Origin of the sequence: Pedobacter sp. R-06, from assembly GCF_049913135.1 — a bacterium.
Classification (GTDB): Bacteria; Bacteroidota; Bacteroidia; order Sphingobacteriales; family Sphingobacteriaceae; genus Pedobacter.
Window position 1 is genome coordinate 2,927,496 of sequence record NZ_CP183977.1, and the last position, 15,441, is coordinate 2,942,936.

General features: G+C 38.8%; 12 protein-coding genes. 9 read left to right on the forward strand and 3 right to left on the reverse strand.

Annotated elements, in window-relative coordinates:
• Positions 1-162 precede the first annotated feature (162 nt).
• From ACN9MR_RS11920 to ACN9MR_RS11950, 7 genes are all read left to right on the forward strand, one after another.
• Positions 163-717, forward strand: coding sequence for a hypothetical protein (locus ACN9MR_RS11920; protein ID WP_426329905.1), 555 nt, complete (start codon positions 163-165; stop codon positions 715-717).
• A 162-nt stretch (positions 718-879) separates the two neighbouring features.
• Positions 880-1,593 (forward strand): 3'-5' exonuclease, encoded by a 714-nt coding sequence (locus ACN9MR_RS11925; protein WP_426329906.1) that lies wholly within the window; start codon positions 880-882, stop codon positions 1,591-1,593.
• Entirely contained in the window at positions 1,594-1,857 is a 264-nt protein-coding gene (locus ACN9MR_RS11930; protein WP_426329907.1) for an Imm32 family immunity protein, read from the forward strand.
• A complete protein-coding gene (locus tag ACN9MR_RS11935) occupies positions 1,857-3,563 on the forward strand; it encodes an ABC transporter ATP-binding protein (protein ID WP_426330226.1) in 1,707 nt (568 codons plus the stop codon). Before ACN9MR_RS11930 ends, ACN9MR_RS11935 begins: the two co-directional genes overlap by 1 nt.
• Before the next feature lie 6 nt (positions 3,564-3,569).
• Positions 3,570-4,610, forward strand: coding sequence for a sialidase family protein (locus ACN9MR_RS11940; protein ID WP_426329908.1), 1,041 nt, complete (start codon positions 3,570-3,572; stop codon positions 4,608-4,610).
• A 314-nt stretch (positions 4,611-4,924) separates the two neighbouring features.
• Complete coding sequence (gene rnr, locus ACN9MR_RS11945; RefSeq protein ID WP_426329909.1) at positions 4,925-7,057, forward strand: ribonuclease R; 2,133 nt, start codon at positions 4,925-4,927, stop codon at positions 7,055-7,057.
• Positions 7,058-7,103: 46 nt separating this feature from the next.
• Positions 7,104-8,078 (forward strand): polyprenyl synthetase family protein, encoded by a 975-nt coding sequence (locus tag ACN9MR_RS11950; protein WP_426329910.1) that lies wholly within the window; start codon positions 7,104-7,106, stop codon positions 8,076-8,078.
• 144 nt (positions 8,079-8,222) lie between these two features.
• Here ACN9MR_RS11950 and ACN9MR_RS11955 read toward each other — a convergent pair whose 3' ends face one another.
• The 3 genes from ACN9MR_RS11955 to rplU all read right to left on the reverse strand — a co-directional run bounded on the left by ACN9MR_RS11955 (position 8,223) and on the right by rplU (position 10,392).
• Positions 8,223-9,065, reverse strand: coding sequence for a hypothetical protein (locus ACN9MR_RS11955; RefSeq protein WP_426329911.1), 843 nt, complete (start codon positions 9,063-9,065; stop codon positions 8,223-8,225).
• A gap of 534 nt (positions 9,066-9,599) precedes the next feature.
• Positions 9,600-10,028, reverse strand: coding sequence for a 50S ribosomal protein L27 (gene rpmA, locus ACN9MR_RS11960; RefSeq protein WP_131032291.1), 429 nt, complete (start codon positions 10,026-10,028; stop codon positions 9,600-9,602).
• Between the two features lie 52 nt (positions 10,029-10,080).
• Positions 10,081-10,392: a 50S ribosomal protein L21 gene (gene rplU, locus ACN9MR_RS11965; RefSeq protein WP_025146774.1), complete on the reverse strand. Its 312-nt coding sequence runs from the start codon at positions 10,390-10,392 to the stop codon at positions 10,081-10,083.
• Between the two features lie 1,404 nt (positions 10,393-11,796).
• On the opposite strand from rplU, the gene ACN9MR_RS11970 reads away from it, so the two are divergent.
• The gene (locus ACN9MR_RS11970) at positions 11,797-12,753 is read left to right on the forward strand and encodes a GLPGLI family protein (protein WP_426329912.1); all 957 of its coding nucleotides are present in this window, start codon (positions 11,797-11,799) and stop codon (positions 12,751-12,753) included.
• Between the two features lie 14 nt (positions 12,754-12,767).
• Positions 12,768-15,410: a carboxypeptidase regulatory-like domain-containing protein gene (locus ACN9MR_RS11975; protein WP_426329913.1), complete on the forward strand. Its 2,643-nt coding sequence runs from the start codon at positions 12,768-12,770 to the stop codon at positions 15,408-15,410.
• Positions 15,411-15,441 lie beyond the last annotated feature (31 nt).

Genomic DNA, 15,441 nt, shown 5'->3' on the forward strand with positions numbered 1-15,441 from the left:
ACAAAAAATATATTAAAGCTAAAAAAAGGTGAAACGAAAATGATTTATTTTATCGAATTTTAATATTTAATTAAAGTATTGTGTGTTGAAATCAAACTGAACAAAGAGCTAGAAACAATAATTAGCGCAACCAGCCATCAAACCAAACTATCAAATAAATAAATGACAAGTTACGAGATCGAAAACGAACTAAAACCCAATCTAAGCACAGACGAAAAATTAATATGGGCAGGAAAACCTAAGACAGGAATTTTATTTAGAACTTCAGATGCATTCTTAATTCCCTTTAGTTTGCTTTGGGCTGGATTTGCAGTCTTCTGGGAAACAAGTGTCCTTACAACTGATGCCCCTTTTTTCTTTAAACTATGGGGTATTCCATTTGTTCTAACGGGACTATACATCACCATAGGAAGATTTTTCATCGACGCAAAAAAGAGAGCAAATACCGCTTACGGAATTACGTCGGACAGAATTATTATAAAGACGGGAATATTTAGCAGCGAAATCAAGTCATTAAACATCAGAACCCTAACCGACATAACAATTAATCAAAAATCTGATAATAGCGGAACTATTACATTAGGACCAACTGATTTTAGAAATTCAATGATGCAGGGAATAGAATGGCCAGGTGTAAAGCAGCCAGCTTGTCTTGAGTTTATTGAAGATGTAAAAAATGTTTACGACCAAATAATCAACCTCCAACGACAGAAATAATTGCTGGATCTAGAAATGTGCCTTAATAGAAAGTTGTTGAAATTTAATCAATGATTGTAACGAGTCATCTGAAAATAAGAAAACCCCAACAAAACAATAGTTAATGACGGCTATAATTATGAACAGAAAATTGTAAATTGTTAACTGTAAATTTTTCTATATATGCTAAAGGCGTTAGATCTCAATCAGGTAATGGTTATCGATATCGAAACTGTACCTCAATATCCATCTTTTCAAGATGTACCCCCGCATTTTCAGGAACTTTGGGAGCAAAAAACACATTACCAAAGAGGTTCAGACCAAACTGCCGAAGAATTTTATGAAAAAGCCGGCATTATGGCCGAATTTGGTAAGATTATCTGCATTAGTATGGGGATTTTCAGTGTGCAGAGCAATTCATCCGCTTTGCGTATCAAATCTATTTTTGGCCACGATGAAAAAGAAATGCTGCTACAGTTTTCTGCTTTGTTGAGTAAACAAATGCCTACCCTAATGTTCTGCGCGCATAATGGAAAAGAATTTGATTTTCCCTATTTATGCCGGCGGTTATTGGTTAACGGCATAGAAATTCCGGTTCAATTGCAACTTTCGGGCAAAAAACCCTGGGAAATAAACCATATTGATACGATGGAACTTTGGAAGTTCGGCGATTACAAACATTTTACTTCCTTAAACCTTTTGGCCGCAATTTTAGATATTCCTACTCCGAAAGATGATATCAACGGTGCGCAGGTAAGACAAGTTTATTATGAAGAAAAAAATCTCGATAGGATTGTTACCTATTGCCAGAAAGATGTAATTACCACCGCACAGGTATTGTTAAAATTTAAAGGTATGGATATAATTCCGCCAGAAAACATTACAATTGTATCCTAAATGGTAATCGAAGTAAAACTGGAAATTCCAAAATATAACGATGAGGTAGGATTGCAATTTAGCTGGGTAGATGGGTTCATTCTTAAAACAGATATTATTGAAAATCAAATCCAAATTCATGCGAATAAAGCAGGACTCATTTCCCTTGCAAAACAGCTGCTTTCCTTAGCTCAGGATGAAACCCCAATTGGTTGTCACTACCATTTAGATGATTACAATAGCCTGGAAACAGGCTCAAATGAACTTATTATTTCAAAAATTTGATGCTAAACGTAGAAAACCTAAATATCGATTTCTATAACCAGGACGAAAAAACCTGGTTTAAAGCTGTAAAACAGATCAGTTTTAATGTAAAAAAAGGAACCGTTTTAGGTATTGTTGGCGAATCTGGTTCTGGAAAATCAGTTACATCTTTCTCCATTATGCGCTTGCATGATGAACGTGCGGCAAAAATTACCGGAGAAATAGATTTTGAAGACATTAGCCTGCTCAACCTCAGTTCAAACGAAATCCGCCAAATCAGAGGAAACCAGATCTCGATGATTTTTCAGGAACCCATGACTTCGCTCAATCCTGTTTTTACCTGCGGATACCAAGTGGCAGAAGCCATCATGTTACATCGAAAGGTAGATAAAGCGGAAGCAAAAAGACATACTATTGCATTGTTTAACGAGGTGCAACTACCCCGACCAGACAAAATATTTGATAGTTACCCGCACCAAATATCAGGCGGGCAAAAGCAAAGGGTAATGATTGCCATGGCTTTGAGCTGCGATCCGCAACTATTAATAGCCGATGAACCCACCACGGCATTGGATGTAACTGTTCAGAAAACGATTTTACAGCTCCTGTTAAAACTGAAACAGGAACGGAATATGGCAATGATCTTTATCTCGCACGATTTAGGTGTAGTAAATGAAATTGCCGATGAAGTTGCCGTAATGTACAAAGGCGAAATCGTAGAACAAGGCCCAGCAAAATCGATTTTTGAGAACCCACAACATCGGTACACCAAAGGTTTGCTTGCCTGTCGCCCCTCACCTAGTCTACAATTAAAAAAACTACCTGTGGTGGCCGATTTCCTTACCGGAAAAATTGATGATGCTACGGCACATTTACAGGCTTCAAACCAACTAACAGAGGCAGAAATAGCCGCACGGAGAGAAAAACTTTACGCCCAGAAACCTTTACTTCAGATTAAAGACCTATGTACCTGGTATCCTATCCACAATGGTCTTTTTGGCAAAACGACTGATTACGTTAAAGCTGTTGACCGGTTGAATTTTGAGGTTTTTCCTGGTGAAACCTTAGGTCTGGTTGGCGAATCGGGCTGTGGTAAAACCACTCTTGGCCGTACCATTTTACGGTTGATACAACCTACTTCTGGTGAAATTATTTTTAATGGAGAAAACATTACACACATCAACAAAAAGGCCTTAAGGAAGTTAAGAAAAGATATTCAGATTATTTTTCAGGATCCTTATGCTTCATTAAACCCTAAACTAAGTATTGGTCAATCGATTTTAGAGCCATTACAGGTGCATAAATTATACCGTAACGATAGCGAGCGTAAACAAAAAGTACTGGAATTGCTTGATAAAGTTGGTTTAAAAGAAGAGCATTTTAACCGATATCCGCATGAATTTAGCGGCGGACAAAGGCAGCGTGTGGTTATTGCCAGGGCTTTGGCTTTACAACCTAAATTTATCATCTGCGACGAGTCGGTATCTGCTTTAGATGTTTCCGTTCAGGCGCAGGTTTTAAACCTCATCAAAGATCTCCAGCGCGAATTCGGACTCACTTATATCTTCATTTCTCACGATTTGGCTGTTGTAAAGCATATTTCTGACCGTATTTTAGTGATGAACAAAGGAAAAATCGAAGAAGAAGGTTTTCCAGAGCAGATATTTTATGCGCCAAAAGCAGCTTATACCCAAAAACTGATCGAAGCTATTCCAGGACACCAATAATAGAAAATGCTTAAATATCTTTCAATTGCTTTTACACTGATTTTTCTTTCTTTAAACGTTTGTGCACAAAAAGTAGAAATCATTCAGTCGACTACTATTTTTGAAAAGGCTCCATTCGAGGCCTGCCATGCCTCAACGCTGGTTGATTTGGGCAAAGGAAAAATAATGGCCGCCTGGTTTGGTGGTAAGCATGAAGGAAGTAAAGATGTCGCAATCTGGTCGTCAATAAAAACCGGAACGCAATGGAGTCAACCAATTGAAATCGCAAATGGGATAATAAACGATACGAGCAGATTTGCCTGCTGGAATCCCGTTCTTTTTAAAACAAAAAACGGCACTTTATTTTTACATTATAAGGTCGGTGCAAATCCAAGAACCTGGTGGGCAGAATATAAAACATCTGTTAACAATGGAAAAACATGGTCTAAAGCACAGAAATTGCCTAAAGATTTCTTAGGGCCAATTAAAAACAAACCGATTCAATTACCAAATGGAACAATCCTTTATCCCTCAAGTACAGAAAGTTTAGATGAAAAAACATGGGCGATCCATATTGAAAAATCAGATGCTAATGGCAAAAACTGGGAAAAGATCAACATCAACTGCGATACTTTTGGTGTAATCCAACCTTCTATTTTAACCTATCCCAATGGAAAACTGCAGCTATTATGTAGGAGCAGGCAAAATGTGATTGTAGAAAGCTGGTCGGAAGATAATGGTGAAACCTGGTCAAAACTTAAGGCTACTCAATTACCTAATCCAAATTCGGGTAGCGATGCGGTAACGCTAAAAGACGGGCGGCAATTACTTGTTTACAACCCGCTAACAGCAGGTAAAAACTGGTGGGAAGGCAGATCAGTATTAAAACTGGCCATATCAACCGATGGAGAAAACTGGCAGGATATTTACACACTCGAAAACCATGCTAAAGGTGAGTATAGCTATCCGGCCATTATTCAGGATAAAAGCGGCAACATACATTTGAGTTACACCGCCGAACGGAAGAGAATTACTTACATGGAGATCAGGTTGGTTCGTAGTCCATAGTCCATAGTCCATAGTCCATAGTCCATAGTCCATAGTCCATAAGGTGGAATGAAGGTTAGAAATAGGGTTTAATCTGAAGTATTATTTATTTGATTAATGGTTAATCCCTGATAGTCAATAGCAATTTTCTCTACCTCGCCTTGGCTATCAACCATGTGCTATTAAACCATTACCAGGTAACCTGTTTGCTATACCAATACACCAATGACCGATGAACCAATGAACTATAAAACCATCATCCATTTTACATATTGTGCCCTATATTTTCCATCCTGAGCATCTTTTCTGTATCTTCGGTAAATTCAGTTTAGCATATGGCAAAGAAAAAATCGGCAAATATAAAATTGGTTCTGAATCAATTGGTTAGTGATGTTTTTGAAAAAAACAATAATCAGCTGCTTAATTACAAGCAGGTTTCGGCCAAATTAAATTTGAACGATCAAGAATCTAGAGAAACCATTCTTGAGATCTTAAAAGAAGGGAAAAGTGCAGGGATTTTCTTAGAACCAGAAAAAGGTAAATTTAAACTTAAAGAACTGCAGAATTTTATTATCGGTACGGTTGATATGACTGCCGATGGATCTGCATATATCGTTCCGGAAGATGAATTTGAGAAGGATATTTTTGTAGCTCCGCGAAAACTCAAAAATGCATTACATGGTGATACCGTAAAGGCTTATGTTTTTGCGAAGAAAAGCGGTCGTAAAAACGATGGTGAGGTTGTCGAAATTATTAAAAGGGCAAAATCAGATTTTACAGGTGTAATCAAGATATCTGATCGTTTTGCATTTGTAATTGCGGACGATAAAAAAATGATGCACGATATTTTTGTTCCTCTGGCCGATATCCATGAGGCCAAAAATGGTCAGCGTGTGTTGGTAACCCTCTCAGATTGGCCTGAAAGTGCTAAAAATCCGATCGGGATTGTTAAACATGTACTGGGTAACCAGGGCGAGAACAATACCGAAATGAATGCTATTTTAGCACAGTATGGTTTTCCTTTAGAGTTTCCCCCACAGGTAGAGCGCGAAGCGAATGCCATCCCGGAAGAAATTCCTGCAGCTGAAATTGCCAAAAGAAAAGATTTTAGAAAGGTATTAACCTTTACGATAGATCCGGCAGATGCGAAAGATTTCGATGATGCCATCTCCTACCAAAAACTGCCCAACGGAAACCACGAAATTGGTGTGCACATTGCCGATGTTTCACATTATGTAATTCAGGGAACGGAACTGGATAAAGAAGCCTACAGCCGAGCTACCTCAGTTTATTTGGTAGATCGTGTAATCCCAATGTTACCAGAGCGTTTGAGTAATGGTGTATGCTCATTGCGTCCACATGAAGATAAATTATGTTTTGCAGCCGTTTTCGAACTGGATGAGCAGGCCAATATTCAATCTGAATGGTATGGTAGAACGGTGATCCACTCCGACAGAAGATTTAGTTACGAAGAAGCACAGGAAGTAATCGAGAATAAAGCGGGCGATTACGCTCAGGAAATATTGAAACTGAATGAATTGGCTTACATCCTTCGCGACCGTAAATTCAAAAACGGTGCCATCAGTTTCGAAAGTACAGAAGTTAAATTCAAACTTGATGACTCGGGTAAGCCAATTGGTGTTTATGTTAAGGAACGTAAAGATGCCCATAAACTGATTGAAGATTACATGCTTTTGGCGAACCGTAAAGTTGCCGAATTTATAGCCAAGAAAACTAAAGGAAAGGACAAACTGACCTTTGTTTATCGCGTGCACGATTCACCAAATATGGAAACCCTGAATACTTTTGCAACCTTTGCTTCCCGTTTCGGTTATAAAATCAACACCAAATCGGATAAAGAAATTGCAAAATCGTTAAATAACTTAATGAATGATGTTGAAGGGAAGAAAGAACAGAATATTCTAACTTCACTGGCCATCCGGTCAATGGCAAAAGCAATATATTCTACTAAAAAAACCAGCCACTATGGTCTGGCTTTCGAATATTACACGCACTTTACTTCCCCTATCCGCCGTTATCCGGATGTAATGGCGCACAGGCTTCTACAAACTTATTTAGACGGCGGTAAATCGGCAGATATGGAGTTTTACGAAGTGGCCTGCGTACATTCTTCTGCTATGGAGAAAAGAGCTGCTGATGCCGAACGTGCCTCTATTAAATACAAACAGGCCGAATACTTAGAAAACAATATCGGTACGGAGTACAAAGGTATTATTTCGGGTGTTACCGAATGGGGCATGTATGTAGAGATTGAAGAGAACAAATGTGAGGGTATGATCCGTTTAAGAGACATATCAGACGATTTTTATGTACTTGATGAGAAAAATTACTGCATTGTAGGCCAGCGCAAAAAGAAAAAATACCAATTGGGTGATGAAGTGATGATCAGGGTGAAAAAAGTAGATCTTTCTAAACGCCAAATCGATTTTACCCTAATTCCAGATTAAAAATATAAAATTGTGCCTTAAACACAGTGTTTACGCAATAATTACAATGCATACTACAGAAGAATTACAACAAATTTTAGATATTGCAATACAAAATTTAAAGTTTCCGGATCATCCCAAACAGCTTTACGATCCGATTACTTATATCATCAATCTTGGCGGAAAACGGATAAGGCCATTATTGGTTTTAATGGCGACAGAGTTGTTTGGTGAAGATGCAAACGAATCAATCCACGCCGCTATGGCCATTGAGATCTTTCATAATTTTACGCTTGTTCATGACGACATTATGGACAATGCGCCACTCCGCCGCGGGAAAGCCACCGTACACGAAAAGTGGAGCATCAATATTGCCATTTTAAGTGGCGATGTGATGATGGTGGAGGCAAATAAAAACCTTGCAAAAGTTAACCCAGCCTTTCTCGGCCCTGTATTAAATACTTTTAATGCAACCGCTCAGGGGGTTTGCGAAGGTCAGCAATTGGACATGGAATTTGAAGGTCGTGACGATGTGAGTATTGAAGAATACATCAACATGATCAGGTTAAAAACGGCAGTGCTTTTGGGAGGAGCCTTAAAGTTAGGTGCCATTATTGCTGGTGCTTCAGAAAAAGATGCAGATTTAATTTATCAGTTTGGCGAAAACATAGGCATTGCCTTTCAGCTGCAGGACGATATTTTAGACGTTTATGCTGATCCTGAAAAATTCGGTAAACAGGTAGGTGGCGATATTATTGCCAACAAAAAAACCTTTCTGCTGTTAAAGGCTTTCGAACTTGCCGATGGAGAAACCAGGGCATCATTAGATACCTGGACAGGCTACAAAGAATTTAACGCGCAGGAAAAAGTAGATACCGTACGTCAGGTTTACGATACTTTGGATATTCAGGATATTGCTAAAGAAAACATGAACAATTACCTCAACCAAGCCTTAGCGGTATTTGCCCAGATTAATGTGAGTGAGGAGAGAAAATCAAATATTTTAATGCTCACCGAGCAATTGATGGCTAGGGAGTATTAAGGTATTCGTCATTTCGACTGAAGCATAGCGGAATGGAGAAATCTATAAAATTGATTTTTATTAAAATAGATTTAGCTTAGCTGAGCCTCCGGGTTCTCGGCTTCGTTGCACTTCGCTCGAAATGACGCACTTATATATCCTAGCTTAGGCCTTTACCAACTTATATTTGATCCAAAAATCGGAGGATTTAGATCCAGATTCGCCACCTTCTGATGGTCGTTGGCCTCCAACCCCCATTCTTCCACCACCCATACCGCCACGACCGCCACCGCCCATTCCTCCGCCTCCCATTCCACCTCTACCGCCCGATCTGCCTTTACCACCACCTGCACCTTCAGGCCTGGCTTCTCTTTTGAAACCAGATTTATTCGGCTCATTAATTTTAATATTGTAAACCAACGGCTTTTTAAGGTCTAATCCTATCTGTAATTGTGCTAATGGAATGCTTAATTCGTAAATAAGATCTCTGTTGGAATGAATGCTCATTCCAGTTTCAATCCCGTCCTGATTTATGGCTGGTAATTCACCATCTGCAATATTTTTAAATCCCGAAACCCGAATGCTTTTGTTCATTGCTACAGGATCTTGTGTGGCTCCATCTGGCAACAAAGGAGCATGATCACGGTGTTCATCTCCTTCCTTCGGCATTGGCGGTCTTTCCATCAAAGGAAAGGTTAACTTCATACCATCTTTCTTTTTACCTTCAGTATTAATATTTAAGGTAATACCACCTCTTAGTACACTAAAAGTAGTTTGGGGATCTAACGATTCGATAATGATGTACAGGTTTTTGTCATCATTGGCCAGGGCAAAGGCTAGTTTGGTGGCATCGTTGTATTGGTTAAGCGGTTCGTTCCATTCGTTCGATATACCATCGGCCTTAAAGGGTTTCACCATACGGATATTCTCTTCTACATCTTGTGCCTTGACAGAAAAGCCAACTAGCATGATAGAAAAAACAGATAAGCTGAGTATTTTAAAATTCATCGTCAATAATTAAATAATGATATGCGAATGTATCGCGATGAATTGTTAAATTTTGTTATTTAACAGGGTTTAACACATTAGTCCGGAGTCGGCAGTCTGGAGTCTGAAGTCTATTAATCGATTTTCCCATGATATGTCACCCTTAGGGGTAATTTATAATATAAAAAAAATTAAGTATATAGTTCCCTCAAGCTATCGTCATTTCGAGCGGAGTGCAACGTAGTCGAGAAATCTGCCTAGATAGATCTCTCTCCCGAACTTTCGGGACTGCGCTACAGTCGAGATGACGACCATTCTATTGGAGTCTGTCAGTGGTAACGTAGTCGAAGGGCTGGTAATAGTTTGGCGTTAGAATCAATTAACCGCTTTAAACAATTAAGCAACTTTCATATTCTGACCATTAAGAAGTTAAGAAAAATTAAGATTTAAGCAATCGCTGTAAACATTATGGCTATCAACCATGAACTAATGAACTCTACCAACAAAAAAAGTCCCGATTTGCATCGGGACTTTCCTTTATAACTTTGTTACTAATTATTCTGCAGGTGCAGCTTCTTCAGTAGTTTCGTCTTTTTTAGCTGCTTTTTTAGCAGGTGCTTTTTTAGCAACCGGTGCTGCTTCAACAACCTCTTCAGCTACAACTTCTTTTTTCGCAACCGCTTTTTTAGCAACTGGTGCTTTAGCTACTGCTGCTTCAATTTCAGCTTCGGTGATAGGAAGGATAGAAACATAAGATTTGTTATCTTGTTTCTTTCTGAAAATTACAGTACCATCAACTAAAGCAAATAATGTATGGTCTCTACCAATACCAACACCTTTATCAGGGTGGTGTTTTGTTCCACGTTGACGTACTAAAATGTTTCCAGCAATAGCTAATTGCCCACCGAAAATTTTAATACCTAAACGCTTACTATGCGATTCACGTCCGTTTTTCGAACTACCGGCTCCTTTTTTGTGTGCCATGATTTTATATTTTGTAACTCGCTAAAAAGCGAATTATTGGGTTAACAATTAATTATAGAGTGATGTCAGAGATCTGAATCTTAGTGAAAAACTGGCGGTGACCATTTTTCTTTTTGTAACCTTTTCTACGTTTTTTGTGGAAAATAATTACTTTATCACCTTTTAAATGAGATACGATCTTAGCTGAAACTTTAGCACCTTTAACTGCAGGAGCACCTACAGTAATTGCACCACCGTTGTCAACCAACAATACATTATCAAATTCAATACTAGCGCCTTCATCTCCTTGTAATCTGTGTACAAAAAGGTGCTGGTCTTTAGCAACTTTAAATTGCTGCCCTGCTATATTTACTATTGCGTACATTGTTTAAATATTAGTTTTTTAATTTTTATTTAACGAGGTGCAAATATAGAACAAATTCAATTAACACACAAATACATATCGAAAATATTTTTCACTAAAATCATACGGTATCAGGATTCAGAGGATTTAAGGATTTCAAGATCGATTTGAAGACTATGTTATTGCATTTTCCGAAAATTATGGCTCAATAATTCTTAGGCTAAACCTACCCTACTGCCCATTGCATCCAACAGTTACATTGGAGCGCAGAGCCAGTACAAAACATCGAATTTCTTCCCGTTTTACGCTTCAACCGGGGCTATTGAGCCAAATCAGCATTTCATTTCCGGGGTTGCCAGGTGCAAAAACCCTTGTTCCTAAACCCGATTGCAGTGGTTCCGATTCTTTACCGATAACTCGGTACTAAATTAGCATCGGAAAGAACGGAAAGCGGGACTGAAGCCTGCCAAGAACCACAGGCCATTTGTTTCCTTATTAAAAACTATCGATTTCTTTGGAGCGCATAGCCTGTACAAGGCAAAAAGTTTCTTCCCGTTTTACGCTTATACGCTTCGCCTCCTCGTACCTCGTTGCTGCAGGGTAACGCTTCAACCGGGGCTATTGGGCCTAAACAGCATTTCATTTCCGGGGTTGCCAGGTGCAGAAACCATTGTTCCTAAACCCGATTGCAGTGGTTCCGATTCTTTATCGATAACTCGGTACTAAATTAGCATCGGAAAGAACGGAAAGCGGGACTGAAGCCTGCCAAGAACCGCAGGCCATTTGTTTCCTTATTAAAAACTATCGATTTCTTTGGAGCGCATAGCCTGTACAAGGCAAAAAGTTTCTTCCCGTTTTACGCTTATACGCTTCGCTTCCTCGTACCTCGTTGCTGCAGGGTAACGCTTCAACCGGGGCTATTGGGCCTAAACAGCATTTCATTTTCGGGGTTGCTAGGTGCAGAAACCCTTGTTCCTAAACCCGATTGCAGTGGAAGCCTCCGCTTTTTCAGCGGTGCTTATAACGGAAAGCGGGACTGAAGCCCGCCAAGAACCACCACCTCTTCATTTTCAAATAATAATTAAATATCTACACACATACTATTCTCTAAGTTTCGGTCTATGAGAAACCAACCGATAGATTTATAGCCATTCATTTCCAATTCATAAAAAACATTTTCTATGCGCTATTCAAGCTTTGAGGTAGATCCTTCAACTCCGCTCTCCACAGGAGTCCTTTGGACAGGATGACCTATCTAAAGAATTTATGTTTTTATGTGCCTTCGCGAATAAAATACCCCGTCCCTCTATTACCCCTAATCTATTCTTCCATCTTCTCTTCGTTAAAAAATGTTAAAGCACTTTTCTTATTACGAATATTTCGTAGATTTACGAAAATTAAATAGATCACTTAAAAACAAAACTCATGAAACTAACCCTAACCATCTGTTTAGCAACCGCCTTAACCATTTCGGCAAAAGCCCAAAGCCCTGATAAGGCTTTAGCAAGAGTAAGGTATACTTTTACACACATCCAGGATACTACGCAGCGTGATAAACCGAAAACCGAAAACATGTTACTCGTAACTGGAAAAAATGCTTCCGTTTATACCAGCTACGATAAGCTGAATCAATCGTTAAACACCCAGAAGCAGATTCAGGAGCAGATGAAAAATCAAACAGGCAACTCCAATATCAAAATCGAGGTGAAAAGCGAAATGAAAGTTCCATTAACACAGGAAGATTATTTCTTTTTTGCCAATGAACATAAAATGATTACCAAGGAACGCCTGTTTAACAATTACCTTATCGAAGAAACTGCTCCACAAATCGACTGGAAAATTTTAAAAGACACTATGAGTTTTTCAGGGATATCATGTCAGAAAGCAACCGCAGCCTTTAAAGGTAGAAAATGGATTGCCTGGTTTGCCACAGAAATACCTTTTCAAAGTGGTCCATGGAAATTAAATGGATTACCCGGCTTAATTATAGAGGCTTATGATGAGAAAAAAGAAGTAAAATTTACATTCGCTGGTCTTGAAAACGTAAAAGACGATGCCAACCAAACAAACTCGGGTGAGGATGGCAAAATTGTAATGCCCAATGGCACAGGTGTAGTTAAAATGGTGGGAATAGATGTAAGCACCTCTTACCTTGGATCGGAGATTAAATTACCTGCAGACGCCATCAAAACGACCAGAAAAGAATTAGATAAACTTAAAGCAGCAAGAGATAAAGATCCTCAAGGTTTTATGCAGGCTCAAATGGCCGCGAGTGGTATGCAAGGTTCTTTTAAGGCTAATCCTGCTCCCCGCCCGGCCGGAGGCACAGCTATAAACAAACTCGAGATCAACAATCCAATCGAAATTCCTGAGAAAAAATGAGAAAATGCGCTATAATGCTGATGCTACTGTTTGCTGCTTTTTCGGCGCTGGCACAAAAACCGATCAAAGGAATTGTTAAGGATAGCAATGGAAAAGCGATTGAGTCTGTTAATGTCAGTTTAAAAGATCCTGAAGGGAACGTGATCAATTTCACCAGAACGAACCGCAATGGCGAGTTTAGCATTATTTTAAAAAATGATCAGATTACCGGTTATAAAATAGAAGCATCGAGCATTGGATATAAAAAACTGAGCACGATTATAACGGATGTAAACAAAGGTTACGATCTCGTTTTACAAAATAGCGAAACAGTGTTAGAAACCGTAACGGTAAAAAACCGGCCTTCGTTAACAGCAAATGGCGACACCTTAAATTACAGGCCATCTGATTTTGCCGACAAACAAGACCGGAGCATTGGCGATGTACTCAAAAAAATGCCTGGAATCGAAGTTGCCGAAAATGGAAAGATCAGCTATAACGGAAAATCGATTTCTAACCTCTATGTAGATGGTGACAATCTTTTGGACGACAAATATAACATCGGCACTAAAAGTATCCCACAGAGTGCCGTAGATAAGGTACAGGTGATCCAGAATGACCAACCGATTAAAATGATGCGTAAAAACAACATGAGTGATGACGTTGCACTGAACCTGGTGATTAAAGACGATGCTAAACTGAAGGTAATGGGTGATGCAACAGTTGGTGCCGGAATGCCCAACCGCTTTGATGAAAATCTAACGGCCATGTTGTTTAATAAAAAGCTGAAGTTCATTAATAATATTAAAGGCAATAACATTGGTAGCGATCCGGGTATTGACCTCACCTCGCATAATTTATCGGATTATTTAAAACGCCTGGACAACGATAAACCAAGCGGGTTGCTATCTACAGGAGCGGCTGGTGTGCCCTCTTTACCACAAAGCAGGTATCTTTTTAATAAAGCTGGATTGATCAACCTAAACAACTTATATAAGTTTAACCAGGACCTGCAATTAAGGGCGAACCTTTCGTACTTATATGATCAGCGCGATCAACAGTACAATAAATTTTCAGAAACCTATCTTTCGGGCCAAACCATTAGGTATTCAGAATCGCAGAACAATGCCATCAATCCGCAAAAACTCCGTACGCAGTTTAACCTGAATGGAAATGCAGATAAATATTACCTGAACAATAATTTTGTATTGGATTATGCACCATTTAAAACTTCGTCAGGATTTGTAATCAACAATGTGGCCGCGAATCAGATTTTGCGTCAGCAAACCCTCGATATCTCAAATGAATTCAATTACCGAAAAAAAATGAAGTCGGAAGACGTGATTAACCTCTACTCCTATTTAAATAGAACAACGCAGCCTGAAACATTAAACATTACCCCAGGACTTAATGCCGATATTTTAAATAATGGAAATAGTTACCTGGGTTTAAGCCAGTACATTAAAATACCAACCTGGTACACTAACAATTATGCATCTTTTGCTTTTGTAAAAAATAATTTCGTGCAAACTTATAAGGCAGGTTTCAATGTACAACAACAACAGCTCAACTCTGAGCTTTACCGTACACAAAATAATCAGCAAACAGAACTGGTTTCGGGTAATGCGGTAAATGATCTCGACTGGCTTAAAACCAAACTCTATACAGATGCGACCTATGAATTTACAAACGACAAATTGAAAGCAGGATTGAGTTTACCCTTGAGTTACAACCAGATCAATTACAGTGATGAGGTAAATCAACTAGACAAAAGCCTGCACAAATTATTCCTAAACCCTTCATTTAATTTAAAATATCAAACCAGTCCGGAGAATTATGTAACGGCAAATTATGCCTTCCGAAATGATTTGGGGGGAATTGACGATGTTTATCGTGGTACAGTTTTAAAAAATTATCGCTCGCTTTTCGCCAACAATGCCCCTATTTCAGAATCAAAAACCCATAATATTGGAGCTGGATTTAACTTTAGAAAAGCGATGCAGATGTTGTTTATTAATTTAACGGCTAACTACAGCGATGCCGAGCTGAACACCATTTCTTCGTATAGTTTGAGCAATAACATCCAGCAGAGGGTTGTGCTGCCGCTAAGCAACCACATCCGTACGCTTTCGTTTAGTGTAAATTCAAGCAAATACTTATTCGACCTGAGAAGTACAGTGAGTGCAGGGGTAAATTTTTCGCAGAGTAAATACGATCAATTGCAGAATAATCAACTATTTGCCTTTAACGCGCAAACGGTTTCTTATAAAGTAGGTATAGAAGCAAAACTTACTAATTTTATCAATTGGTCTTACCTTGCAAATTTCTCAGTAACCGATAATAAAGCTAAAGTTGCTGATGCAATAAAAACAAATTTCCAACAGCTTAGGCAGCAATCTACCTTGGCCATCACCACTGTTAGAAATGTATATTTAAATTTATCGGCCGAGCATTTATTTACGCATCAGTCTTCACAGCCTAATTTAAAATATCTTTTTGCAGATATGAATATTAAGTACAAACTCTTAAAAATGAAAACAGATTTAGAATTTGGCGTAACCAATCTGGCCAATATCAAAAGCTTTGATGCAATTTATCTTTCTGCAAATTCACTCACCACCGGAACCTATTATATACCGGGAAGGGTGGCTATGTTAAAGGCTGCTTTTAATTTTTAATAAATAGATTCGTCATTGCGAGGAGGAACGA

Excerpts from the sequence above, each read along its gene's own strand:
- ACN9MR_RS11970 (WP_426329912.1), top strand. The coding sequence starts at position 11,797 with ATGAAACTAACCCTAACCATCTGTTTAGCAACCGCCTTAACCATTTCG.
- ACN9MR_RS11940 (WP_426329908.1), top strand. The coding sequence starts at position 3,570 with ATGCTTAAATATCTTTCAATTGCTTTTACACTGATTTTTCTTTCTTTA.
- ACN9MR_RS11930 (WP_426329907.1), top strand. The coding sequence starts at position 1,594 with ATGGTAATCGAAGTAAAACTGGAAATTCCAAAATATAACGATGAGGTA.
- ACN9MR_RS11955 (WP_426329911.1), bottom strand. The coding sequence starts at position 9,065 with ATGAATTTTAAAATACTCAGCTTATCTGTTTTTTCTATCATGCTAGTT.
- ACN9MR_RS11925 (WP_426329906.1), top strand. The coding sequence starts at position 880 with ATGCTAAAGGCGTTAGATCTCAATCAGGTAATGGTTATCGATATCGAA.
- ACN9MR_RS11950 (WP_426329910.1), top strand. The coding sequence starts at position 7,104 with ATGCATACTACAGAAGAATTACAACAAATTTTAGATATTGCAATACAA.
- ACN9MR_RS11920 (WP_426329905.1), top strand. The coding sequence starts at position 163 with ATGACAAGTTACGAGATCGAAAACGAACTAAAACCCAATCTAAGCACA.
- rpmA (WP_131032291.1), bottom strand. The coding sequence starts at position 10,028 with ATGGCACACAAAAAAGGAGCCGGTAGTTCGAAAAACGGACGTGAATCG.
- ACN9MR_RS11975 (WP_426329913.1), top strand. The coding sequence starts at position 12,768 with ATGCTGATGCTACTGTTTGCTGCTTTTTCGGCGCTGGCACAAAAACCG.
- rnr (WP_426329909.1), top strand. The coding sequence starts at position 4,925 with ATGGCAAAGAAAAAATCGGCAAATATAAAATTGGTTCTGAATCAATTG.
- ACN9MR_RS11935 (WP_426330226.1), top strand. The coding sequence starts at position 1,857 with ATGCTAAACGTAGAAAACCTAAATATCGATTTCTATAACCAGGACGAA.
- rplU (WP_025146774.1), bottom strand. The coding sequence starts at position 10,392 with ATGTACGCAATAGTAAATATAGCAGGGCAGCAATTTAAAGTTGCTAAA.